At 40.1% G+C, this 22899-nt stretch carries 22 protein-coding genes; 12 read left to right on the top strand and 10 right to left on the bottom strand.

What is annotated here, in order from left to right:
* Window positions 1-56 precede the first annotated feature (56 nt).
* The 5 genes from ACSHXM_RS03055 to nirB all read right to left on the bottom strand — a co-directional run bounded on the left by ACSHXM_RS03055 (window position 57) and on the right by nirB (window position 8044).
* Entirely contained in the window at window positions 57-998 is a 942-nt protein-coding gene (locus ACSHXM_RS03055; protein WP_435687250.1) for a hypothetical protein, read from the bottom strand.
* Between the two features lie 181 nt (window positions 999-1179).
* Window positions 1180-2190, bottom strand: coding sequence for a glycosyl transferase family protein (locus ACSHXM_RS03060; RefSeq protein WP_435687251.1), 1011 nt, complete (start codon window positions 2188-2190; stop codon window positions 1180-1182).
* Between the two features lie 105 nt (window positions 2191-2295).
* A complete protein-coding gene (locus ACSHXM_RS03065) occupies window positions 2296-5091 on the bottom strand; it encodes a nitrate reductase (RefSeq protein WP_435687252.1) in 2796 nt (931 codons plus the stop codon).
* A gap of 3 nt (window positions 5092-5094) precedes the next feature.
* Window positions 5095-5442: a nitrite reductase small subunit NirD gene (nirD, locus tag ACSHXM_RS03070; RefSeq protein WP_435687253.1), complete on the bottom strand. Its 348-nt coding sequence runs from the start codon at window positions 5440-5442 to the stop codon at window positions 5095-5097.
* Between the two features lie 10 nt (window positions 5443-5452).
* Window positions 5453-8044, bottom strand: a complete 2592-nt coding sequence (gene nirB / locus ACSHXM_RS03075) for a nitrite reductase large subunit NirB (RefSeq protein WP_435687254.1) — start codon at window positions 8042-8044, stop codon at window positions 5453-5455.
* A 380-nt stretch (window positions 8045-8424) separates the two neighbouring features.
* On the opposite strand from nirB, the gene ACSHXM_RS03080 reads away from it, so the two are divergent.
* From ACSHXM_RS03080 to ACSHXM_RS03095, 4 genes are all read left to right on the top strand, one after another.
* Window positions 8425-9285, top strand: coding sequence for a TraB/GumN family protein (locus tag ACSHXM_RS03080; RefSeq protein ID WP_435687255.1), 861 nt, complete (start codon window positions 8425-8427; stop codon window positions 9283-9285).
* A 131-nt stretch (window positions 9286-9416) separates the two neighbouring features.
* Window positions 9417-10646: a molybdopterin molybdotransferase MoeA gene (gene moeA, locus ACSHXM_RS03085; protein ID WP_435687256.1), complete on the top strand. Its 1230-nt coding sequence runs from the start codon at window positions 9417-9419 to the stop codon at window positions 10644-10646.
* Window positions 10647-10670: 24 nt separating this feature from the next.
* The gene (locus ACSHXM_RS03090; protein WP_435687257.1) at window positions 10671-12029 is read left to right on the top strand and encodes an MATE family efflux transporter; all 1359 of its coding nucleotides are present in this window, start codon (window positions 10671-10673) and stop codon (window positions 12027-12029) included.
* A 46-nt stretch (window positions 12030-12075) separates the two neighbouring features.
* Window positions 12076-12477 carry an MOSC domain-containing protein gene (locus ACSHXM_RS03095; RefSeq protein WP_435687283.1) on the top strand — a complete coding sequence of 134 codons (402 nt, stop codon included), beginning with the start codon at window positions 12076-12078 and terminating at the stop codon, window positions 12475-12477.
* A 51-nt stretch (window positions 12478-12528) separates the two neighbouring features.
* On the opposite strand, the gene ACSHXM_RS03100 is transcribed toward ACSHXM_RS03095, so the two are convergent.
* The 4 genes from ACSHXM_RS03100 to ACSHXM_RS03115 are packed head-to-tail and all read right to left on the bottom strand — an operon-like array spanning window position 12529 to window position 14540.
* Window positions 12529-12825, bottom strand: a complete 297-nt coding sequence (locus ACSHXM_RS03100) for an ArsR/SmtB family transcription factor (RefSeq protein ID WP_435687258.1) — start codon at window positions 12823-12825, stop codon at window positions 12529-12531.
* Window positions 12826-12834: 9 nt separating this feature from the next.
* Window positions 12835-13248 carry a DUF6691 family protein gene (locus ACSHXM_RS03105; RefSeq protein WP_435687259.1) on the bottom strand — a complete coding sequence of 138 codons (414 nt, stop codon included), beginning with the start codon at window positions 13246-13248 and terminating at the stop codon, window positions 12835-12837.
* A gap of 9 nt (window positions 13249-13257) precedes the next feature.
* On the bottom strand, window positions 13258-13668 hold the full coding sequence (locus ACSHXM_RS03110) for a YeeE/YedE family protein (protein WP_435687260.1): 411 nt from the start codon (window positions 13666-13668) through the stop codon (window positions 13258-13260).
* Window positions 13665-14540: an MBL fold metallo-hydrolase gene (locus tag ACSHXM_RS03115; RefSeq protein ID WP_435687261.1), complete on the bottom strand. Its 876-nt coding sequence runs from the start codon at window positions 14538-14540 to the stop codon at window positions 13665-13667. Before ACSHXM_RS03115 ends, ACSHXM_RS03110 begins: the two co-directional genes overlap by 4 nt.
* Window positions 14541-14624: 84 nt before the next feature.
* Between ACSHXM_RS03115 and ACSHXM_RS03120 the strand changes: the two genes are divergently transcribed.
* From ACSHXM_RS03120 to ACSHXM_RS03155, 8 genes are all read left to right on the top strand, one after another.
* Window positions 14625-15377 (top strand): sulfite exporter TauE/SafE family protein, encoded by a 753-nt coding sequence (locus tag ACSHXM_RS03120; protein ID WP_435687262.1) that lies wholly within the window; start codon window positions 14625-14627, stop codon window positions 15375-15377.
* A gap of 10 nt (window positions 15378-15387) precedes the next feature.
* Window positions 15388-15768 (top strand): rhodanese-like domain-containing protein, encoded by a 381-nt coding sequence (locus tag ACSHXM_RS03125; RefSeq protein WP_435687263.1) that lies wholly within the window; start codon window positions 15388-15390, stop codon window positions 15766-15768.
* Between the two features lie 133 nt (window positions 15769-15901).
* Window positions 15902-16753, top strand: coding sequence for a polysaccharide deacetylase family protein (locus ACSHXM_RS03130; RefSeq protein ID WP_435687264.1), 852 nt, complete (start codon window positions 15902-15904; stop codon window positions 16751-16753).
* Window positions 16754-16755: 2 nt separating this feature from the next.
* Entirely contained in the window at window positions 16756-17742 is a 987-nt protein-coding gene (locus ACSHXM_RS03135; RefSeq protein ID WP_435687265.1) for an aldo/keto reductase, read from the top strand.
* A gap of 119 nt (window positions 17743-17861) precedes the next feature.
* Window positions 17862-18695 (top strand): mechanosensitive ion channel family protein, encoded by an 834-nt coding sequence (locus ACSHXM_RS03140; RefSeq protein ID WP_435687266.1) that lies wholly within the window; start codon window positions 17862-17864, stop codon window positions 18693-18695.
* Between the two features lie 156 nt (window positions 18696-18851).
* Window positions 18852-19361, top strand: a complete 510-nt coding sequence (locus ACSHXM_RS03145) for a glutathione peroxidase (RefSeq protein ID WP_435687284.1) — start codon at window positions 18852-18854, stop codon at window positions 19359-19361.
* 328 nt (window positions 19362-19689) lie between these two features.
* Window positions 19690-21411, top strand: a complete 1722-nt coding sequence (locus ACSHXM_RS03150; RefSeq protein WP_435687267.1) for a cytochrome-c peroxidase — start codon at window positions 19690-19692, stop codon at window positions 21409-21411.
* A gap of 181 nt (window positions 21412-21592) precedes the next feature.
* Complete coding sequence (locus ACSHXM_RS03155; protein ID WP_435687268.1) at window positions 21593-21994, top strand: MAPEG family protein; 402 nt, start codon at window positions 21593-21595, stop codon at window positions 21992-21994.
* 2 nt (window positions 21995-21996) lie between these two features.
* On the opposite strand, the gene ACSHXM_RS03160 is transcribed toward ACSHXM_RS03155, so the two are convergent.
* Complete coding sequence (locus tag ACSHXM_RS03160; protein ID WP_435687269.1) at window positions 21997-22827, bottom strand: AraC family transcriptional regulator; 831 nt, start codon at window positions 22825-22827, stop codon at window positions 21997-21999.
* Window positions 22828-22899 lie beyond the last annotated feature (72 nt).

The following is a 22899-nucleotide window of genomic DNA, read 5'->3' on the forward strand; positions in this document are numbered from 1 at the left end:
ATAACTGGAAAATCCAAGCGTTTTTGCAACGAATAGTATTCCCGTTAATATTTTTGTTAAATATTCGCTTTTACAAAGCTAAGAATTTCATTGTGTATTTGCAAGTTAGTTCCATGCCCCATATTTTCATATGTACGGAAAACAACATTAACATTGTTGTCGTTGTAAATAGACTGGCATTTAGCCCAACGATCAGGTTGCATCTTTTGCCCTAAAGCAGAATGTATGGTTTTTCTCTCTGTTTCTGAGTATGCATCATCATATTCAACAGCATCATTCGTGTCATCCTTACCCATAAACAGAAACTGAGGTAACGCTACCCACTTTGACTTTTCAAACACTTTGCCAGTAACCTTTTGAAAATCATTAACACCGATAGGGTAATTTAGCTTCTCTTTCGCTACTTTTTCTAGCGGCAACATTAGTATTCCATTAAGCCCCCCAGCAACGACTAACTGGAGGCTATCTGGATGTATTAATGAAAACCGATTAGCAAAACTTCCTGAAGCGGAAAACCCAGTTAAGATAACTTTTTCCTTTACCTTAACAGAGTGTTTAGCCAGTTCTTTTTTTGCAAAGGAAATCATCGCCAACAATTGCAGATCCAGTCTTTTTAATTCCCCCGAGTCTACTAACAAAGTATCTCTGTCTAATGCATGTGTATATATTTCCCAACCAGTTTTTGGGCGCGGAAAAACAGGAATGAGTATGGGTGAATTGAGTTTTTTTGCTACCCATGGGCCTACAGCATTTCCCACTATTGCCTTATTAGCTTTTTGATAATGAACATCAAAATCATCTGACACAGCACCAGTATTATTAGTTTCAACAACCAAATAATCTGTATCGATTTGTGAAGGAATTTTTAATAAAAAAGGAAAGGAAAAACCTTTATTTGGCTGAGCCTCAACTTCAATTAAGGTCTCAGCATAACTACTGCTGCTTATTAATATAAGAAACAAAACGACTTTATTTTTAATTAGATTCTCGAATAACATAATATCTCCCCAATGAGAGCTTCCAACACTTTACTTATGCCGATTTTACGAACGTTCTTGGCAGAAAACCAGCAAGTAAAACTCCCAGTAAGATGTTTTTGTTAGCTTTGAGTTTAAAACCAAAGCAGTTAGGAATAAAAAGCGTTATTGAAAGGCGCAGCTTATCCAGAATTCGAGTTATTTATGTTGTTGGCAAAGTTACCGGCCATTCTTTAACACGGTTATTCCACATGTCTTGGGCCTGTTCATATGCGGTTTTCCAATCAAGCTTATCGAGTAACACCAACATGTTTGCTAGTGTACCTAACAAGGCTTTTTCACCGTATGTGTCTTGAGTTTTATCTGTCCACACATCAATCAACTGCAGTACGTCTAATTCTTTCGGTTTAGTCACATAACTGTCTAGGGTATTTTCTACGTCTATGGTGGATTGTTCGGTAACGCGATTAATATGTAAGGTCACATCACGCAGTGGATTAAATTCAATTTCTCCCCCGTCACCTCTAAAACATAAGACATTTTCATCCTGTAACAAGGCCGCACATTCTCTGTGTTTAATGTCGATTAAGCGGTGGAATATACCTTGAATACTGTGTTGCGCCTGTGACGGATTTAACATACGAGCTAAGGTATTGGCACATGAGCGTAAACCAAAAAACTCGCGAAGTTGGATGACTTCATCTAATGCCGGATTAATGTCTAATAGATCCATGTAGGCGAAGCCAAATTTGTCTAAGGCTTGTTGTGCTTGTTGAGTATTTTTTGCCAGGTCAAAACCCAATTTTGGTAACACTTCTTTTAGGTATAAACGTTTTGAATCTGGCTCGTGTGTGCCATGCAAAAAGATACGTTTGCCATTTTGTACCAGTAATAAAACTGCTAACACAAACCAAGGTAAATGCCGGCGTTTACCCGCGTAACAGCCCATGTCTAAGTCCACAGTTAAATCGGATAAACCTTCTTGGGTTAATGCTCGAAATGCTTGAGTAAAACCAGCCAATTCTTCTGCCGTTTCTTCACGTACTCGTAGCAACATCAAAAACGCACCTTTTTGTTCAGCGGTCACTTCACCTTTGGCCAGCATTGTCATGGCTTGGCAAGCTTCTTCTTGGGTTAATGTGCGTCCGGCACGCTGGCCGCGGCCAATAATTCGAATAAAGTGTTTAAATTCAATTGGGGTGTCGTCAGACATACAACTCTCTACAAGGGAATATTACAGGGAAGATTATTGCGGATTTTACAGAAATAGAGAGCCAGTACCAAGAAGTGATTACTGGCTCACCTTATTTTTAGCGTTTTATACTTCTTCTACTGGGATAATCAGATCTTCAACCGCAGGATCTGTATTTGGATTAGCAGCTAACAAACCTTTATGTTGATTAACTAACTGGCTCAGTTCTGACTTACACGAACCACAGTTAGTGCCACATTTAAGCGCACCACCCAGTTTATCAACCGAGTCGCAACCTTTTTGTATGGCGTCAATAATGGTGTTTTCACCCACTTTGAAACAACTACAAATAAGTTTACCTTGTTTGAACTGCTCATCAGGCTGATTGTTTAATAAACCGTTCATTTGTTCGGCGTCAACTAAACCACCAGCAAATAAACTGTTTATCCAACTTGTGTCCACATCAAGGTACTCTTTACTCATAAACAAACTTAACGACAACAAACCTTCGCGCATAGCAAACGTGCTGCCAACGTTACCGCCTGTCACACTCACCCACTCATCATACAAAGGTAGATTAATCTGTAACCAAAGTTTGATGGCCGCTTCAGAATGCTCAGTAGCAAAGTAGATTAAGGTGCCTTGTTCAACTGGTGTTGTCACAAAATAAGCAAACTTTTCTCTGAGTAACTCAACAGCTAAGGTTTGTTTAACAAAGATTTTTCCCTGTAATGGGTAATCGACTTTGGTTAAGGCCACGGCTGCGTGTTTTAACTCAGGCTGACCTGATATTTTGTCGTTTGCATCTGTATACAAAGCGGTAATATTTGAGCTGGCGCTATTGCTGGCACTCCAATGAATAGGTGCAAATACCTCACCTTTTCGTTGTTTATCGTCAAGTACCACGGGTAAACATATATCCGATTGTTCACGGCTTAAATGACCCGAGGTTAAATTAACCAAGTCATGTTCTTGCAACGCCAAAGCTCGCGCATCTTTAGGATGTACAGCCAAAAACGGTCGACTAATATGCGAGGTTAATTCAGCCGCTCTTCCTGTGCGAGTCATAGTGTGCCATTGGTCACGCAAACGACCACTGTTTAACACAAAAGGATACGCGTCAGTTGTGACTTGTTCTGGCGGAGTAAATACAGTTTTAACAAAGTTTGCTTTGCCCGTTGCCGTATAAAACTTAGCATCGGTAAATAAACGTTTAGTGCCTTCTGGAGCGGTTTGGTTAATTGGCCACTGTACCGGTTTCAAACGATTATAAGCCTGCTCAGATAATCCCGCTAAACCAGACAGGTCTAAGTCTCTAGTGCCTTGGTTATCAGCTTGAGTCAAACCTACATATTCTGCAAAGATATCTTTAGGATGCTTAAAGTCAAAACCTTGGGCAAAACCCATGGCTTTAGCCACATCACAAATGATCTGCCAATCGTGTTTAGCTTGACCACTTGCCTTTATTATTCCGCGCTGGCGTGAAATACGACGCTCAGAGTTAGTCACTGTACCGTCTTTCTCTGACCAGCCTGTAGCGGGCAATGCCACATCAGCAAAGGTCAAGGTATCGTTTTTATCAACACAATCAGACACAACCACCATTTCACATTTTTTCAATGCGCGAGCAATTTTTTCACGATTAGGCATGCTCACCATTGGATTGGTGGCCATAATCCAAACCGCTTTTACCTTGCCTGTTTCTATGTCGTCAAACATGTCTACGGCTTTAAGGCCTACTTTGTTGGCAATGGTTGGTGACTGCCAGTAAGTTTGTACGGTTTGTCTGTGCTCAGGATTATCAATATCCATATGACAAGCTAACATATTTGCCAAGCCGCCTACTTCACGACCGCCCATAGCATTAGGCTGACCGGTTAAAGAAAACGGTCCAGCGCCTGCTTTACCTAGTTTTCCTGAGGCTAAGTGACAGTTAATAATGCTGTTGGCTTTGTCTGTACCTGAGGTAGATTGATTCACGCCCATACAATAAGCGGTAACCACTTTTTCTGTTTTACTGAATAAACTGTAAAAGTCTTCAACCTGTTCTTTATCGAGGTCACAGGTTTCGGCAACTTTCTCTAGTGTCCATTGAGAGGTTTCTGCCAATACTGCATCGAAACCTAGGGTCACACTATCAATATAGGCTTGATCAAGCCCTTGAGCTTTCCCTGGATTTTGGGACAAATACTGAATCAAACCATTAAACAAGGCCACGTCTGTGCCAGGTTTAATAGACAAGTGGCTATCGGCAATTTCTGAGGTAGCCGTTTTACGAGGATCAATCGTGATCACACGCATGGCTGGATTTAACTTCTTTGCGCGCTCAATTCTTTGAAATAAAACCGGATGGGTCCAAGCGGCATTAGAGCCCACTAAGATTAATAATTCGGTTAACTCTAAATCTTCGTAACAACAAGGTACGGCATCTGCGCCAAATGCGCGTTTGTAAGCCGCTACAGCTGAAGACATACACAAACGAGAGTTTGTGTCGATATTGGCACTACCTATGTAACCTTTCATTAATTTGTTGGCTACGTAGTAATCTTCGGTCAATAACTGGCCGGATACATAAAAAGCGACTGACTCTGGACCATGTTCAGCAATCACTTGTTTGAATTTGTCAGCAACAGTTTGTGTTGCTGTGTGCCAATCTGTTGGCTCGCCATTCACCATAGGTGATAACAAGCGGCCGTTTACTGAATTGGTTGCTAGCAGTTTACTGCCTTTAACACATAAACGTCCAAAATTGGCTGGGTGATCTGAACTGCCTTGCAATGCACTTAATTTTTGACTTTCATCTAGAGTCACTTCAACCCCACAACCCACGCCACAGTATGGGCAAGTTGTGGTGACTAAAGATGCGCCGGATGTGTCAGGTGTATGCAATTCATGTTCAGCGAATTTGCTGATACTAACCATGAACTAGCCAACCATTTGAAGTAACACTTTATCTTGTTCTACACGAACAGGGTAAACCGTTAGCTTGACACTTTCGTCATCTAAACATTGACCTGTTTCTAGCGAATAACGTTGTTTATATAAAGGCGCTATGATGACTTCTGCTTCATCAACTGAGCCTAAAAGACCACGGTATAAAACGTTAGCTTTACCAAATGGGTCCCAGTTACTCACTGCGAAAACTTTATTTTCGCCGCCAGATTTAATTTTAAAAATGGCTACTTGTTGATCATTTACTAAGGCACATACACCTGAATTCAATACTAGGTCGTCATCTGTACACACAGAGATCCAATCATTTTGAGTTGTCATTTGTATTCTCCTACACTACTTCAGTAGCAAGTTCATCGGCTGTTGCCGCTTGCAGTTTTTGCTTTTCTTCTTCAGTAGCAGGACGGATTTGATCCCTTTCTTCTACAAAGACAATATTTAAATCTGATTTATCGCTGTTTACAAAACGACGGAAACGTTTACGTGACTGCTCGCTTTCAATGGCTGTTTTCCACTCACACTGGTAAGTGTCTACTACGTTTTGCATTTGAGCTTCTAATTCTTCACCTAAACCAAGTGAATCTTCAATTACCACTTTTTGTAAATACTCTAAACCACCTTCAAGGTTTTCCATCCATACCGAAGTACGTTGCAAACGGTCTGCGGTGCGTACATAAAACATCAATACACGGTCGATATATTTAACTAACGTTGCATCATCTAAATCTGTGGCGAATAGGTCTGCGTGACGAGGTTTCATACCACCGTTACCACAAACGTATAAGTTCCAACCATTTTCAGTGGCAATCACACCTATATCTTTACTTTGTGCTTCAGCACACTCACGGGTACAACCCGATACAGCAAACTTGATTTTGTGCGGCGCTCGTAAACCTTTATAACGATTTTCTAAATCGATAGCTTGGCCAACAGAATCTTGCACACCATAACGACACCAAGTGCTACCCACACAAGATTTAACTGTACGTAATGATTTAGCATACGCATGACCAGTTTCAAAACCTGCGGTGATAAGCTTTTCCCAAATCTCTGGCAGCTCTTCAACTTTAGCACCGAACAAATCGATACGTTGGCCACCCGTGATCTTGGTATACAGCTTATAGTCGCGACCAATTTCACCTAACACGATAAGTTTTTCTGGGGTAATTTCACCACCAGCAATACGAGGAACAATTGAATAAGTGCCGTCTTTTTGCATGTTGCCTAAGTAGGTATCGTTAGTATCTTGCAAGCTGACGTGATCAGATTGTAATACAAAGTCATTCCATACAGATGCTAAAATTGAACCCGCAGCAGGTTTACAAATTTCACAACCTAAACCTTTTCCGTGCTTCTCTACTAATTCATCAAATGTTTTGATTTTGCCAACTTTAACTAAGTGAAACAATTCTTGGCGAGAGTAAGCGAAATGTTCACATATGTCCTTTTTTACCTCAACACCTCGCTTTTCAAGCTCACTGTCGACAACCGATTTAAGTAATGCAGCACAACCACCACAACCTGTTGCAGCTTTGGTACAACCTTTAACAGAACCAACATCACAAGCGCCTTGATCGACAGCTTCAATAATGTCGCCTTTAGATACATTGTGACAAGAACATATAGTGGCGGTGTCTGGCAATGCATCTGCACCAAGGCCAGGAGCGTCACCCGCACCCGCTGGTAAAATTAGGCTTTCTGGTTTTTCAGGTAAGTCGATATCATTTAATGCATATTGTAATAATGTGTCGTAATCACTGGTATCACCGATTAATACTGAACCTAGTAATTTTTTACCTTCGGCATCTACTACAATCTTTTTATATACTTCTTCAGGTTGGTTTTCGTAGGTATAACACAAGGCACCTTCGGTACGTGCATGGGCGTCACCAATCGAACCTACTTCTACACCCATTAACTTAAGTTTGGTACTCATGTCAGCACCTTCGAAAGTCAAATCACCACCTGTGATATGACTAGCAGCTGCACGAGCCATAGTGTAGCCCGGTGCAACTAATCCGTAGATAAAGTTGTTCCAAAGGGCACACTCACCAATGGCATATATGTCTGCGTCACTTGTTAAACAGTGGTCATCAACTACGATACCGCCACGCTCACCAATTTTTAAATCAAATTCACGGGCTAAAGCATCTGAAGGTCGAATACCAGCAGAGAATAGAATCATATCTGTCTCTAGTACTTCACCGTCAGCGAATACCATTTTATAACGACAAGTATCACCAGCATCAATGCTTTGTGTAGCTTTTTGTGTATGTACTTGTACACCTAGGGCTTCGATTTTACTGCGAAGTAAACGTCCGCCACCGCCATCAACCTGCACAGCCATTAACTGTGGAGCAAATTCAACTACGTGTGTTTGTAAGCCAGCTTCTTTTAAGGCATTTGCCGCTTCTAGACCTAACAAACCACCACCAACAACCACACCAACTTTACTGACGGCAGCTGAGGCACTAATCGCTTCTAAATCTTCAATCGTACGATAAACCAAACAATGAGGTTGGTCGTTTCCAGGAATAGGAGGAACAAAAGGATATGAACCTGTTGATAACACTAACTTGTCATATTCAAATACATCGCCAGATTCAGTGGTTACTGACTTAGCTAGTTTATTGATATTGACTACTTTAGCACTGAGTTCAAACTGGATATTGTGCTCTTGGTAGTATTCAGGCGTAGTTAATGCTAACTCGTCTGCCGTTTTACCAGAAAAGTATTCTGATAAATGCACCCTGTCGTATGCAAGACGCGGCTCTGCAGACAAAACAACAACGTCTAATTGTGTTTCATTATCAGCGGCATTCTCTTGAATTAGTTGGTCTACAAAATGATGACCAACCATGCCATTACCTACTACTACAATACGCATTTTTTGTGCGCTACCAATATTTACCGAACTTGACATCAGTCACCTCTAATTGTTCTTTGAAAACAAAAAAGCCCGCAAAACCGATGACTATCGATTTTATGGGCTTCTTTGCCATACCATCTCTTAAACACGTTAAGAATGGAAATTGTAAAAACGTACGAATTTGTTTATTGGCTTTTTTAATACAGGAATGATGCCAATTTTTAAATCCATACAATTCAAGTGGTTAAGTACAATAAAAACAAATAACCGCACCATTTAAGCACCATAATTGTGCAGAAGCACCACGATCGAACATCAAAAAAGTTTTGTTACTAAATGGTGCAAAGATAATATTTGCCTTATATAAACAATAGGCGTTATGCTGCGCTGGATAAAAAATAGACCTCATTTAAACAATAGGAATGAACACTAACATGACGTTACTCAAGAAATTGGCGGTTATCGCCTCAACTATTTATATCTCACAAGCACAGGCAGCTTCTGTTTGGAAAGTATCTTCTGACACTGACTCGCTTTATATTGGTGGAACCATTCACGTATTAGCCAAAGAAGACTACCCATTACCTAAAGAATACGACCAAGCCTTTAAGTTGGCTGACAATGTAGTATTTGAAACAGACATGTCTGTTGTGAATAGTCCTGAATTTGCCCAAAAAATGATGGGCCAGATGATGTTACCTGCTGGAACAACCATTGATAAAATTCTAAAGCCTACTACTTACGCCGCGCTTGAAACCCATTTAACAGCTAGGGGGATTCCAATTCAAAACTTTGCCTCGTTTAAACCTAGTATGTTAGCGATTACGTTAAGCATGATTGAACTACAAATATTGGGCTTAACTAGTGAAGGCGTCGATCTCTATTACTCGAAGGCGGCCACAGGCCAAAATAAGCAACAACTTTGGTTAGAAACGCCTGAGCAGCAAATCGAATTTTTATCAAAACTAGGCCAAGGTGATGAAGACGCAATGATCGAATACACCTTAAAAGACATTGCTAAAATGCCCACTATGATAGACAAATTGCGTAAAGCATGGCGTGTAGGCGATATGCCGGCCTTAGCTGAAGTGGGAATTAAGGACTTTGTTGTGGATTACCCAGAAATATATAGAGACTTACTGGTTACTCGCAATAACAACTGGATACCTCAAATAGAAAACATGATTAAGTCAAAACCTGTCGAGTTCATTATGGTGGGAGCCTTGCACTTAGCCGGCCCTGATAGTGTATTAAAAGCACTAAAGGCTAAAGGATACAAAATAGAAAAACTATAGCTCTATAAATTGGGGGGGCTTAGTGCCCCATAAAATTTATCACCTTCCCCCTCTATCCCTTTCTCAGCATTTTTGCGATAGTTAGTCGCTCATTATTCACTAGTTAATTTTATCTAAGGCGATTCACCACCATGTTGCATTCTTGTGATACACCAGGCTTATTAGCCATTTCCGATGCAATATCAAATATGCTCGAACAAGTCCCAGCAGTAACATCTTCAGAACTTGTTCCTCTCAACAACGCATTGAACCGCATATTAGCCTGTGACGTAATTTCTAAGATAAACGTGCCCCCTGCAGATAATTCTGCCATGGATGGTTACGCCTTTAAAAGCGAGGATTTAGTAGCAAATAACCAGCTTTTATTGGTAGGCACAGCGCTGGCAGGACAACCCTATAACCAAACCGTAAAATCTGGCGAATGTGTACGGATCATGACTGGGGCAGTCATCCCCAATGGCGCAGATACTGTGCTCATGCAAGAAAACACGCAAAAAAATGCACAGCAGATAACATTTTTAGAATCACCAAACAAAGGCAATAGTGTTAGAAAGGCCGGAGAAGATATTCAACTTGGTCACGTAGTCGTTGAAAAAGGCACAGCATTAACACCAGCATACCTTGCCCTAATAGCATCAGTGGGCGTGGCTGAGGTTAAGGTTACACGCAAACTACAAGTTGGTTTAATCGCAACCGGTGACGAGCTCACTCCTCCGGGAGAGCCGCTAATTCAGGGCAATATTTATGAAAGTAATCGTTTTGCGCTACTTGGTTTATTAGCTGATTTTCCTGTGGATGTTGTTGATTTTGGCATTATAAAAGATGACAAATTAATACTCGCCAATACCTTTAATCAAGCGGATAACACCTGTGATTTAGTCATATCATGTGGCGGTGTATCAGTGGGAGACGCTGATTACGTTAAACAGATTTTAGATGATTTGGGACAAATTAACTTTTGGAAAGTCGCGATTAAACCCGGTAAACCTTTTGCTTTTGGCAAACTTAAAAAAGCGTGGTTTTGTGGGCTACCCGGCAACCCTGTTTCGGCCTACGTGACCTTTGAACAACTAGTAAAACCGGTATTGGAAAAGTTAAGTGGTAAAGCAAAAACGCCGGATGAATACTTTGTGGCACAAGCGGCAGAAACGATTCGCAAACGCCCAGGTCGTGCCGATTATCAGCGAGGCATATTTTTCCGAGATGACGCTGGTAAATTATGGGTCAAAGCCAATGGTAAACAAGGCTCAGGCATAATGAGCTCTATTGCCAGAGCGAATTGTTATATGGTGCTGCCACAAGAGTCTGGCAATATCCCAGAGGGACATGACGTTAAAATAATCCCTTTTAAAGACCAGTAACCATCAAATATAAAGAAGAAACCAGTGGCATTTAAAAAAGAACTCAAAACCATTATTCATCTAGCTTGGCCTTTGCTCATAGCGCAAATTACCCAAACCTTAATGGGTGTTTCAGACACTATCATGGCAGGCAGATATTCAGCTACTGATATGGCAGCGGTAGCGATTGGGTTTAGTTTTACCCTGCCCATTATTGTCTTTATTCAAGGCATTACCTTAGCCCTTCCTCCTATTATTTCGCGGCTGAATGGCTCAAAACAACCAGATAAAGTGGCGAATTATACCCAACAAATGATCTGGCTGGCTTTAGCCTTTTCCAGTTTAGCCGTGTTATTTGGTTTTGTATTTGAGTCAGTCACTCAGTTCATCCAAATGGAAGCACAATTGGGTAAAATAGCGGTGGATTATATCCAATATATTTTGTTTTCAATGCCCGCATTTGCTTTGTATCAGGTATTGAGAAACTACTGTGAAGGCCTATCTATCACTAAACCTAGCATGGTTATTATGGGCATAGGTTTGTTAGTTAACATACCCGCGAACTATGTATTAATTTATGGCAAATTTGGTTTGCCAGAAATGGGTGGAGCTGGCTGCGGTGTAGCCACTGCTTTAGTTTTTGTGGCCATGTTTATTGCGACATTTTTTTATAGTGTAAAGTCTAAAAATCTAGCTCAGTACCAATTGTTTAATCGGTTATATCTTCCCAGTAAAAAACCAATTCTAGAATGTATGAAGTTAGGGTTTCCGATAGCGATGACGATTCTTTTTGAAGTGACCTTATTTGCTGTAGTGGCTATTTTACTCGCGCCATTTGGTGCCATTATGGTGGCGTCTCACCAAGTCGCCCTTAATTTTTCTGCATTAATGTTTATGATCCCTTTGAGCATTGGCATGGCAACCAGTATTCGTATCGGCTATTTGTTAGGTGAAGGCCGTCCAGCACAAGCCAAAGTAGCCACAAAGTGCGCATTTGTATTAGGTGTATCCATAGCATTTTTTACCGCTACCATTACAGTGATTGGTCGAGAGTCGATAGCTAATTTGTATAGTATCGATCCAGCGGTGATTGCCCTAGCATCTAGTATGTTGTTATTTGCAGCGATGTTTCAATTTTCTGATGCAATTCAAGTGATTTCTGGCACGGCCTTAAGAGGTTATAAAGATACAGCAGCGATGTTTTATTTGAGTTTTATCTCATATTGGGGAGTAGGATTAACCATTGGCTGTATTTTAGGACTAACGGATTGGATAGTACCCAAAATGGCTGGAGCAGGCTTTTGGATTGGCTTTATTTGTGGATTAACCTGCGCTGCGATTACCCTAGGTATTCGTCTTAAGTACATTCAAAATAAACATATTAAACAGCAAGAGGCCCACTAAAGTGCAATTATTAGGTATAGCCACTCGAGAAAAAACTGGGGCTCCCATGCAAACTCACTTCTCATGTGAAGTGACGGCTAAAAGTGGTGTTGAACACGATGGCAGAGGTAAGCCAGGTAAACGTCAAGTAACGGTATTAAGCAAAGAACAATGGTTAGAAGCCTGTGAAGATATTCATACAGTGTTACCTTGGACAATAAGGCGAGCCAATCTGTTTGTTGAAGGAGTGAGTTTTAGCCAAGAAGATGTGGGCAAACACTTAAAAATAGGTGAGCTAATTTTACTGATCAATCGAGAAACTGATCCTTGCCCTAAAATGGATGCACAACACCAAGGCTTAACCCAAGCTTTGGAGCCCTATTGGCGCGGCGGGGTTTGTTGTACTGTTATCCAAAGTGGCGAAATTAAACTAGGGGATCAAGTGGAGTGGTACACCCAGCCTGCTTAATCACCTAGTTTGCTTAATCACTCAGTTTGATCAGCCCGTTTAATCGGCTTTTTAATCAGCGCAGTATAGTTGGTATAAAGTCGCGATCATTGTTTTCACTTGTTCACTGCTCAGTGAATAATAAATGGTTTGCGCTTCTCTTCTGGTTTGCACTAAACCATCTTTACGCAGCACGGCTAGATGCTGCGACAAAGTTGACTGAGGAATGGAAATTTCTTCATTTAACTGTGAAACCGACAGTTCACGACCATTCAAGACACACAAAACAAGTAGTCTATTTTTGTTAGCCATCGCTTTTAATAAGTCTGCGGCATGAGCTGCATTAGCCTGCATATCAGCTAAATTCATGTTTTCTTACTACTTGGAAAATCTAGATGTGAGTATCATACCAATCAGCATGCTTAACACAAAGCCAAGGATCCCAATTTGACCACCAGATACATTAACAATAGCGGGTCCTGGGCAAATTCCACTTATGCCCCAGCCAATGCCAAATAGTATCGCACCGAATATTAATTTTTTATCGAGCTTTGTATTGGTTGGGATCTGACATTCTTGGTTAAATAAGGTTTGCCCTTTGGGTTTTATCACTAGGTGATAAACAGGTAAATAAACCGATAATCCTCCGGCCATAACAAAGGCAAGGGTTGGATCCCACTGTCCAAAAATATCTAAAAAACCAATAACCTTTGCAGGATCAACCATACCTGAAATCACTAAACCTAAGCCCAAAATAAGCCCTGATATAGCAGCACTAATAATATATTTCATATTCAACTCCTATAAAAACTTAGTTAACGCAACGGTGACAATGGCTGACGACATGAAGATCATAGTGGCAACAATAGAGCGTTTTGATAATCGCCCTATCCCACAAATACCATGACCACTGGTGCAACCAGAGCCCAATTTAGTCCCCACTCCCACAATTAACCCAGCAACAATAAGTGTTGTGAGGTCCACAGGTAAACTAGCGGGTAAACTAAAACCACCAAATGAAGCGACAAGAGGCGCCAAAACTAAACCCACAATAAAAGCCCAGCGCCAAAGTGATGCGATTGAAAAGGACGTCAAAGCACCGTGTAATATGCCCGATATACCAGCAATCCTGCCGTTCAACAGCATTAGCAAAATGGCACCTAAGCCTATTAACATTCCGCCTAGGAAGGCTTCTATAAATACATTGTTCATGAGTTATCTCCGTATTTTTCGGTTAAAGGTATAGACAAATAACGTTTACCATTGCTTTGTAATTCAGGCAACAAGCCTCCCCACAGGTTAACTTGTAGCGAAGGATAGATAAGTTTAGGTGCGGCTAAACTTTCATCTCTTTTATTTCGCATCGAAATGTAAGACTCTTTTTGGGTATCTTGGTTTATGTGAATATTTTGAGTTTTGCTCTGAGCCACAGTCGTTTGTATTTTTACGTCTCTGCCATCCGGCTGATAATCATGACATACCCAGATACGAGTGTTGTCATCTAAACTGTGAATTTTTTCTATGCTCTTCCAAAGTTTTTCTGCATTACCTCCGGGAAAATCACATCTTGCTGTACCGCCATCAGGCATAAATAAAGTATCGCCGACAAATAAATTTGAATCGACTAAATAACTGACACTGTCGTCTGTATGCCCTGGCGTTGATAACACTTTAATTTCACTATCGCCAAACGTAAGCACTTCTTGGTCTTTCACTAGGTGATCAAATCCACTCTCATTTTCAGATAAAGCAGAATGTTTTGGAAACAGACTGTTAAAGTGTTTTTGTACCTGCAATATTCCTTCGCCTATCACAATAGGCGCTTGTGTTTTTTCTTTTAAGTAGTGAGCTGCGGTTAGATGATCTGCGTGAGCATGTGTCTCAAGGATCCATACTAATTCTAAATTATTGGTTTTAATAAATTCGAGTTGTTCATCAGCTAAAACACTCGAAACAGACCCAGAGCCAATATCTAAATCTAAAACACTATCTATCACAACTGCTTTTTTTTGCGTTGAATCAACCACAACATAACTAGCTGTGCCAGTTTGATTATGGAAAAAAGCGTTAACTGAAACAGTCATATGAAGTCTCCCCTTGAATTTTTTATCAACTCAGTATATCGTATATCGCAAATATACAATATTAATTAGTAGGAATGCAAATTTATGTTGCTGATGTTGATTATATCCGCACTGGTTGTTGGCGTTAGTTTGGGATTATTAGGAGCCGGAGGTTCAATTTTAACCGTACCTGCCCTAATGCTATTACTTGGCCTTGATGAGAAAACGGCCATTACGAGTTCATTATTGATTGTGTCTTTCATTGCCTTCGTCGGAACTTTAACCGCATTAAGACACAAGTTACTAAACAGCAAAATACTTCTTTGGTTCGCACTTTTGAGTTTACCCGCAGCTTCAATAGGGGCTCAATTGGGAGCCTGGTTGCCAAATGGTATACAAACTCAAATTTTGGCCATAATCATGTTATTTGCTGCAAAAAAGTTATACCAGCCGGTGGCAGTTGAGGCTGGAAATACCATAAGTGCCAAACGATTAATATTAGCGGCTTCACTTACCGGGTTGGTAACGGGGTTAGTAGGTGTTGGAGGCGGCTTTTTAATTGTTCCTGCGCTAATTTTGTACGCGGGACTAAATATGCAGCAAGCCACCGCTAATAGTTTAGTGTTAATAGCGTTAAATGGCGCTGTGGCTTTTTCAAGTTTGCACCTTTCGAACAATACCACTGCACTAGATTGGACAGTGATTTTTATCATGGCCGGAGTGGGAGCATTAGCTGTCATAGCTGGGCAAAAGATTTCGACTCATCTAGATCAAACTTTACTTAAACGTTGTTTTTCAATTCTTTTAATTTTGGTTGCACTAAGCCTCATTGTGCAGTCAGTTAAAGGCTACTTTTAGGAGATACACTATGCTGTCTTATCCAGAATATATTACGTTAGTTAGAAAACAAATTATCGAAATTGATATTGATACTTTTAATACAAACCCTAGTCTATATTCGTTATTGATTGATATCCGAGAAACTCCTGAAGTCGCCCAAGGTGTGATTGCCAATTCAATACACATTCCAAGAGGTTTACTAGAAGCCAAGTTAGGAGAACTGTCGCCTGACAAAGATCCAGAAAACGCAGCTAAGTGGTTACAGCAACAATCTATCGCTTTGTATTGCAGAACAGGGGGGCGTTCAGCTTTAGCTGCAAAATCACTTATGAATATGGGGTTAACTAATGTTGTTTCTATTAAAGGTGGCACAAGCTGCTGGCTAGAGAAAGGTTTACCTTTAGTGTGAAGTGAAAGCTAAATTGGTTTATTTATTCTGTTTATCGAATAATGAAAAAAAACAACTAACACAATAAGCGCTATTGCAGATTGCATTTTTGCGGCACACTAGAACCAGTGTTTATCAAATATGTCTTTTTAAAATGAATTTAAATAAATTGTCAGTCGTAGTGTTTGTTGGCCCAGTGTCTTTATTGAAGACTTCTTTATTGAACAGCACTTTATTGTTCACAACTTTATTGATCACTACTTTATTTATCACCACAACTTATGCAAGTGAAAGATGGCCAGCTGGTCATAAAGTCGCGATTAGTTTGTCATACGATGATGCACTCAATAGTCAATTAGACAATGCCCTACCCGCTCTAAATCAACGAGACCTAAAAGCCTCGTTTTATGTAGTACCTTTATCTCAAGCCTTCAAAAATCGAATCGAGGAATGGAAACAAGTAGCCAAACAAGGCCATGAATTAGGTAACCATACTTTATTTCATGCATGTGATCGCTCTAAACCCGGTCGAGAATGGGTTGACCCTCTAAATGCGTTAAATGAAAAAACAGTCAGTGACATGCTTAATGAAATAACAGTAGCGAATACTTTGCTTACTGCTATTGATGGCTATACAACTCATACACTGACACCGCCATGTTTTGATCAAATGACCAAAGATGGAAACTACATTGATGCAGTAAAAGATCAATTTATTGGCATCAAAAGCCTAGATGAACCAAGCTTCGCGGTGTTACTTACAGCGGCTGACATTAGTGCCCAAGAGATCATTGCGTTTATCGAAAAGCAGCCAAAAAACATAAAGTTAATCAATGTGTTGTTTCACGGTATAGGTGGAGATCATCTAGTCACTTCAACACTAGAACACACTAAGTTGTTAGATTATTTAGTGGCTAATCAAGATAAATATTGGGTGGATACCTACCGAAACATAAAACTAGCACAAACAAATATTAATATACCTTCAACAGAGGGTAAGGAATAAAAATGAAGTTACGCACTTTAGGTAAAACAGACTTTAAAGTTTCTGAAATTGGCTTAGGTTGTTGGCAATTAGGCGGAGATTTCGGCCCAGTAAGTGACACGCAAGCCCAGCAAATATTGTCAGAAGCATACAAACACAAAATTAACTTCTGGGACACGGCAGACGTGTACGGAGCAGGCAGAAGTGAATCTTTAATAGCCCAGTGGAGGAAAGAGCACTGTGACGCAAACGATTTAGTGGTTGCGACAAAGGTTGGCCGCACGGGAGAGTTATTTCCTGATAAATATACTAAAGCTACGGTAAAAAAATCCATTCAAACCAACGCCAACAGTTTACAAGTAGAATGTATCGATTTAGTCCAATTGCATTGTATTCCTCCCGAGGTATTGCAAGATGGAGAGATATTTACCTGGCTAAAAGATTTTAAGCAAGAAGGACTTATTAAACATTATGGCGCAAGCGTCGAAACCATTGATGAAGGATTGTTGTGCTTAAAAGATAGCGAACTGGCTAGTTTACAAATCATATTCAATATTTTCCGCCAAGATGCCATAGAAAAATTACTACCCCAAGCAGCCGATAATAATGTTGGTGTGATTGTGCGCTTGCCCTTAGCTAGCGGCTTGTTGTCTGGAAAGTACCATAAAAATCAACAATTTGACGAATCGGACCATCGTAATTACAACAAAGATGGGGCCGCATTTAGTGTAGGAGAAACCTTTTCTGGTATTCCTATGAATAACGGTATAGAGCTGGTAAACGAATTAGAAAGTTTGTTACCAGAAAACATGACTATGGCTCAATTAGCCTTGCGTTGGATATTAGATCAACCAGCCGTTAGCTCAGTGATAGCAGGGGTCAGCAAAAGTGAACAAATTGCTCTAAATGCTTCTGCTTCAGCCCTTGGAAGTTTACCAAAAGACTTACACCAAGATTTATCTGAATTTTACATCAACAAAGTCAAACATCAGGTACGTGGAAATATCTAAAACTTTTAGTAGACTTTAGTCTAAGTAAACTAAAACAACTTAAATGATAGAGAGTATTTCATTTATCATTAAGCAGCGATTACATAATTAAACCAATTAAATTTAAACAAGGAATCAAAATGGAATCATTTGAACAACAAGCTCAGGCTTTCTATGAAAAGGCAGTCAGTATTGGTACTGAATTTGGCGCACAACTTATATCGGCTATTTTAGTCCTAATTATTGGACTATGGATAGTGGGCCGTATAAGTAATGCCGTTAGAAAATACGCAATCAAAGGTTTGCCTGATGAAACCTTAGCGAAGTTTCTAACCAATATCTTTGAAATTATTTTAAAAGTATTATTGGTTATCAGCGTTGCCTCTATGGTGGGTATTGAAACGACTTCATTTGTGGCAATTTTAGGTGCAGCTGGTTTAGCAGTGGGTTTAGCACTTCAAGGTAGTTTATCTAATTTCGCTGGCGGCGTGATGATTTTGATTTTTCGCCCATTTAAAGTAGGTGATTATGTTGGGGCGCAAGGAATTGAAGGCGCCGTCACTGACATAGGTATTTTTGTCACCACATTCGAAACCTTTGATAAACGCATTTTAATTATTCCAAACGGCCCGATTGCTAATGGCAATATCACCAACTTCACAAAAAGTGCGGTTCGCGCTGTGGAAGTTTCGATTGGTATTTCTTATTCAGATGACATTGCAAAAGGTAAAGCCGCAATGGAAGAAGTATTAAAGAATGACCCGCGCGTATTACAAGAGGAAGGAAACGTAGTCGCAGTAGTCGATTTAGGTTCAAGCTCAGTCGACTTTTTAGTCAGAGCCTTTGTAAAGACAGATGATTACTGGGGGATGTTTTTTGATATTCGCCCTGCACTTAAAGCGGCTGTGGAAGCAGAAGGTCTAACTATCCCGTTCCCACAAAGAGATGTGCACGTAATTCAAGAAAATAATTAATTCATCATTAAACGAAATAGTGCGAAATAATTTCGCACTATTGAGTGTCTAATGAGTCACCAAGTAGACTCATTAGATTTTCAAAATATAGAAAAGGTGTACAAGATGAAACCGATTACCTCCATCCAAAAACTTTTTATTGGTTTATGTTTAATTATGCTGTCGGGCATTGCCCAAGCTAATTCATGTCCTGATTTACTGAGTTTTAATAAACGAAAACTCAACTCCCAAGAAGTGATAAATATGTGTGATGCCTACAAAGGCAAAACTGTATTGTTCGTGAATACCGCCAGTTATTGTGGATTTACTAAACAATTTACCGGCTTAGAGGCTTTGTACCAAAAGTATAAAGATGATGGCCTAGTTGTATTAGGCTTTCCATCACATGATTTTAATCAAGAAGACGAAAGCGAAGCTAAAACAGGAGAAATTTGCGAACTGACATATGGCGTGAAATTCCCAATGTTTGAAGCCATGGCAGTAAGAGGTGATGATGTCGATCCTTTATACAGAATGCTTGCCAAAAAATCAGGCACCACGCCTAAATGGAACTTTTATAAATACTTGATGGATAAAAACGGAAAAGTAGTGGATTCGTATTCATCTATGACCAAACCAGATGATGAAGGTTTGGTTAAAGATATAGAAACATCTTTAGCACTTTAGGAACAAGGTGCCCTTCGCGCAGCCAAGCTTGGTGCACGAAGGGCATGTTTTCATATGCAATTAAAATGTTTGATACGCTCCACAGTTTTCTATTATCGAACTGCCTAGCCCCCTAGCCAGATGACTTACCTCTATTACTTTCAACTTATCAAATCGCCCTCAAATTATAGCGCTTAGGCCACTTTATTTAACTGAATTAGACAACACGTTTGCTAACGCATTATAAAATTAAAGTTAATTTAATCTGAAAAAATAACTTGTCTCTGTCAACCAACCTCAAGTTGAATCGTTATAACTCTTAAGCCTGAAATAATCTGAGGAGTTTTCCATGCTTAAGTTGATAACTGTAATAAGAAATAGTTTATTAGTGTTAATTGTTTTAGCTTGTTATGTGGGAGTAGTAAATTCCGTATTCGCACAACAAGCAGATAATCGTCGACCGGATAACGATCGTAACAATAATGAACCTAGACCAGATAGAGATAGAAACAATCGCCCAAACAATGGGGGTAACCCGCCAGCTGAGGGCCGTACACCTAATAACCGAGATATAAATTCAGATAACGCAGATGAATTACTGCAAGCGTTGATTGTTGATTTAGAATTACAACCCATTGATACTCAAGCTCTTGATTTGCCTTCTATTCAAGACGAGCTACCTCAGCTAGGTAAGCAGTTGTTTTTCGCCAAAAATTTAGGTGGTGAACAAAGTGTAGCTTGCGCGAGTTGCCACCATCCCATGTTAGGTGGAGCTGATAACCTATCACTACCGGTAGGCGTTCAACCGGTTGATATAATTGGGAACGAGGCTCATGGTTTATTAGGCCAAGGTAGGTTTAATGGCGACAGTGCCAATAATAACTTACCTCTAGTTCCTCGCCATTCGCCCACGGTTTTTAATATTGGTTTAAATACAGATGCTTTATTCTGGGATAGTAGAATCGAAACTAGAAGAAACAACACCATAATCACGCCTAATTCTACCGTAAATGATCAAGGTAGACGTTTAGCAGACAGAAGTTTACCCGCTGGAACGACCTTGGCCGCAGCACAAGCGAGACTGCCGGTTACGTCTGTTGAAGAAATGCGAGGAGACTTTTCTCCTGGAGCAGATGATCAATCCTTACGTGAACAATTATTAGCACGTTTTTCTGGCACGAATAGTGAGTTCCTTAATAATTGGCCCATCGCTTTTGAACAGGCTTTTGGTGATCAAGACATTACTTTTGATCGCATTGCTCACTCACTTGGTGAATATGAACGCTCCATGGTGTTCACTAATAGTCCTTGGCAAAATTACTTACAAGGAGACGCAAGCGCACTAACGCAAGACCAAAAAGTAGGTGCAGTTCTGTTTTTTGCAAATAGAGGCGATGGTGGTGCTGGCTGCGCAAATTGTCACCGAGGTGACACATTAGCAGGCAACAGAGAACAACTTGTTGCCTACCCACAAGTCGGCCCAGGTAAAGGTAATGAAAGTCAGACTAATACAAGTCAAGATCATGGCCGTGAAAATATCTCAAACAACCCAGAAGACAAATTCCATTTCAGGGCTCCTAGTTTATTAAACATTGCCGTGACAGCGCCGTATGGTCATACAGGAGCCTATCAAACCCTAACCGAAGTGGTGAATCACTATAACAGCCCTAGGCAAGCTATTGAGCAATTATTTGCTGCCGAAGATGGACAAGCATTTAGCCGCCCTGATGCACCTTTTTGTCAACTTCCTCAAGTACAAGGTTTGATGTTGAAAAATAATCTAAGTTGCGCAGAGCAGTTTCCTGATGCGTATAGTAATTCAATCGAAGTTGTATCTCACTTAGAAGCAGCGAATGACGGAGAAGTAGAAGCGCGATTTGCACTTCGCAGAAGCGCCCGTCTTTCACAAAACGAAGTTTCTCAAGTTGTCGCATTCATGCAAGCCTTAACAGACCCCTGTGTTGAAAGCCGAGAATGTTTATCTCCTTGGATAATAGACCAAGCTGATGAAGCGAGTTTCCCTGATGATCAGATGCTTAACTCTCATAACCAAGCAGGTGAAAGCCTCTAATTTCGAATAAGCTAACGAGTAACCTTATTAAGTAATGAGGTTACTCAATTTGTATTGAACACCTATATTTAATTCCTACAAGTCCACTCCTAGCACTAACAAAAACTTTACATTTACACTTAGTTTTGAAGTATAAATACATGGTCAATTTCATAAAAAATAACAACTAAAGGGGATTAACTTGTTATATCCAATGTCTGCAATGGTGCTTGTTACTTTTATCGTCGGTTTCATTGCCGTAAAAACCCGATTTGCTAGTGTTAAAAAAGGGACGGTCAAAGCTCGGTACTATAAATTAATGGAAGGCCAAGAAGTACCAGAGGTGGTTACTAAAACCACGCGCTGTTTTAATAACCAATTTGAAATTCCTGTTTTATTTTATGTGGTGTGTACTTTGTATATTAGTTTAAATATTACTAGTGATTTTGCCCAAGTTATGGCTTGGCTATTTGTAATATTTAGAGGTATTCACGCATACGTACACCTAACCTATAACCACATACTGCATAGAATGTCGGTGTATTGGTTAGCCTTTATATGTGTATTGGTGTTATGGGCTAACTTGGTAATCCATCAATTATAAACCTAACTTTTACGGAATAAACCTGGCGCGATACCTACAGACTTTTTAAAGCGTTTCGAAAAATTGAATACGTCACTATAACCAATCTGCTCACCTATTTGTTCTAATGTCCAATCGGTATGGGTTAACAAATATTTTGCCCGCTCTATTCTAAGGTGGATCAGATGTTGTACAGGGCTTCTGTTGAATTCTCGTTGAAACAATCGATGTAAATGGGGACTGGAATAATTCGCAATTGCGGCCATAGCATCGACAGTCCAATTAAAGTGTAAACGTTTTTCTAGCTCCTGTTGCAGTTGCCAAATCCTTTGAGATTCATGGGAGCGAGCCTTTGAAGAGTTTAAACTATCGAGAATATAATTTTCCAACTGAATAAAAACTGGCTTATGCAGCGCTGACTGAGGTTCGTAATATATTAAACTAAGTGAATGATAGATTTGCTGTGTGACTTCACAAAACTCAACGTCTGGTCGATCTTTAAGTAAAACATCCCAATGCTGGCCTTGATCTAAGTGAAACCAAACAATATCTAAATTTTCAGCCTTCAAATCCATAATAAATGGCTTGCCTGCCGGTAAGGTTACCAAATGGCAAGGGCTCACGGTTTGCTGACCAGACTCTGTTTGTAAATCTAATTCGCCCCCTACTACATAAACTAATGCATGCCATTCTGGGTTTGCCCTAGCCACTTTATAACTGCCAACTAAATTTGATACACCTGACAAAGCACAATATAACCGTTTTAACTCAGGCGTGTTGTCACACTCGACAAATCTCTCGTCACATTTAGGGCCGATAACTAGGGCTTCTAGCCATTCATTATTGTTAGACATTTTTTAACATTCTCACAAACAACCTTTCAACCATGATAGTAATGGATAAAAATAATGATAGCTTATCCCATA

Origin of the sequence: Paraglaciecola sp., from assembly GCF_051252315.1 — a bacterium.
Taxonomy (GTDB): Bacteria; Pseudomonadota; Gammaproteobacteria; order Enterobacterales; family Alteromonadaceae; genus Paraglaciecola.

What these genes read in the sequence shown, in the direction of transcription:
- ACSHXM_RS03125 (WP_435687263.1), top strand. Translation starts at nt 15,388, where the DNA reads ATGCTGTCTTATCCAGAATATATTACGTTAGTTAGAAAACAAATTATC.
- nirB (WP_435687254.1), bottom strand. Translation starts at nt 8,044, where the DNA reads ATGTCAAGTTCGGTAAATATTGGTAGCGCACAAAAAATGCGTATTGTA.
- ACSHXM_RS03105 (WP_435687259.1), bottom strand. Translation starts at nt 13,248, where the DNA reads ATGAAATATATTATTAGTGCTGCTATATCAGGGCTTATTTTGGGCTTA.
- ACSHXM_RS03080 (WP_435687255.1), top strand. Translation starts at nt 8,425, where the DNA reads ATGACGTTACTCAAGAAATTGGCGGTTATCGCCTCAACTATTTATATC.
- ACSHXM_RS03160 (WP_435687269.1), bottom strand. Translation starts at nt 22,827, where the DNA reads ATGTCTAACAATAATGAATGGCTAGAAGCCCTAGTTATCGGCCCTAAA.
- ACSHXM_RS03100 (WP_435687258.1), bottom strand. Translation starts at nt 12,825, where the DNA reads ATGAATTTAGCTGATATGCAGGCTAATGCAGCTCATGCCGCAGACTTA.
- ACSHXM_RS03120 (WP_435687262.1), top strand. Translation starts at nt 14,625, where the DNA reads ATGTTGCTGATGTTGATTATATCCGCACTGGTTGTTGGCGTTAGTTTG.
- ACSHXM_RS03150 (WP_435687267.1), top strand. Translation starts at nt 19,690, where the DNA reads ATGCTTAAGTTGATAACTGTAATAAGAAATAGTTTATTAGTGTTAATT.
- nirD (WP_435687253.1), bottom strand. Translation starts at nt 5,442, where the DNA reads ATGACAACTCAAAATGATTGGATCTCTGTGTGTACAGATGACGACCTA.
- ACSHXM_RS03065 (WP_435687252.1), bottom strand. Translation starts at nt 5,091, where the DNA reads ATGGTTAGTATCAGCAAATTCGCTGAACATGAATTGCATACACCTGAC.
- ACSHXM_RS03110 (WP_435687260.1), bottom strand. Translation starts at nt 13,668, where the DNA reads ATGAACAATGTATTTATAGAAGCCTTCCTAGGCGGAATGTTAATAGGC.
- ACSHXM_RS03055 (WP_435687250.1), bottom strand. Translation starts at nt 998, where the DNA reads ATGTTATTCGAGAATCTAATTAAAAATAAAGTCGTTTTGTTTCTTATA.
- ACSHXM_RS03115 (WP_435687261.1), bottom strand. Translation starts at nt 14,540, where the DNA reads ATGACTGTTTCAGTTAACGCTTTTTTCCATAATCAAACTGGCACAGCT.
- ACSHXM_RS03130 (WP_435687264.1), top strand. Translation starts at nt 15,902, where the DNA reads ATGAATTTAAATAAATTGTCAGTCGTAGTGTTTGTTGGCCCAGTGTCT.
- ACSHXM_RS03095 (WP_435687283.1), top strand. Translation starts at nt 12,076, where the DNA reads ATGCAAACTCACTTCTCATGTGAAGTGACGGCTAAAAGTGGTGTTGAA.
- ACSHXM_RS03140 (WP_435687266.1), top strand. Translation starts at nt 17,862, where the DNA reads ATGGAATCATTTGAACAACAAGCTCAGGCTTTCTATGAAAAGGCAGTC.
- moeA (WP_435687256.1), top strand. Translation starts at nt 9,417, where the DNA reads ATGTTGCATTCTTGTGATACACCAGGCTTATTAGCCATTTCCGATGCA.
- ACSHXM_RS03060 (WP_435687251.1), bottom strand. Translation starts at nt 2,190, where the DNA reads ATGTCTGACGACACCCCAATTGAATTTAAACACTTTATTCGAATTATT.
- ACSHXM_RS03145 (WP_435687284.1), top strand. Translation starts at nt 18,852, where the DNA reads ATGCTGTCGGGCATTGCCCAAGCTAATTCATGTCCTGATTTACTGAGT.
- ACSHXM_RS03135 (WP_435687265.1), top strand. Translation starts at nt 16,756, where the DNA reads ATGAAGTTACGCACTTTAGGTAAAACAGACTTTAAAGTTTCTGAAATT.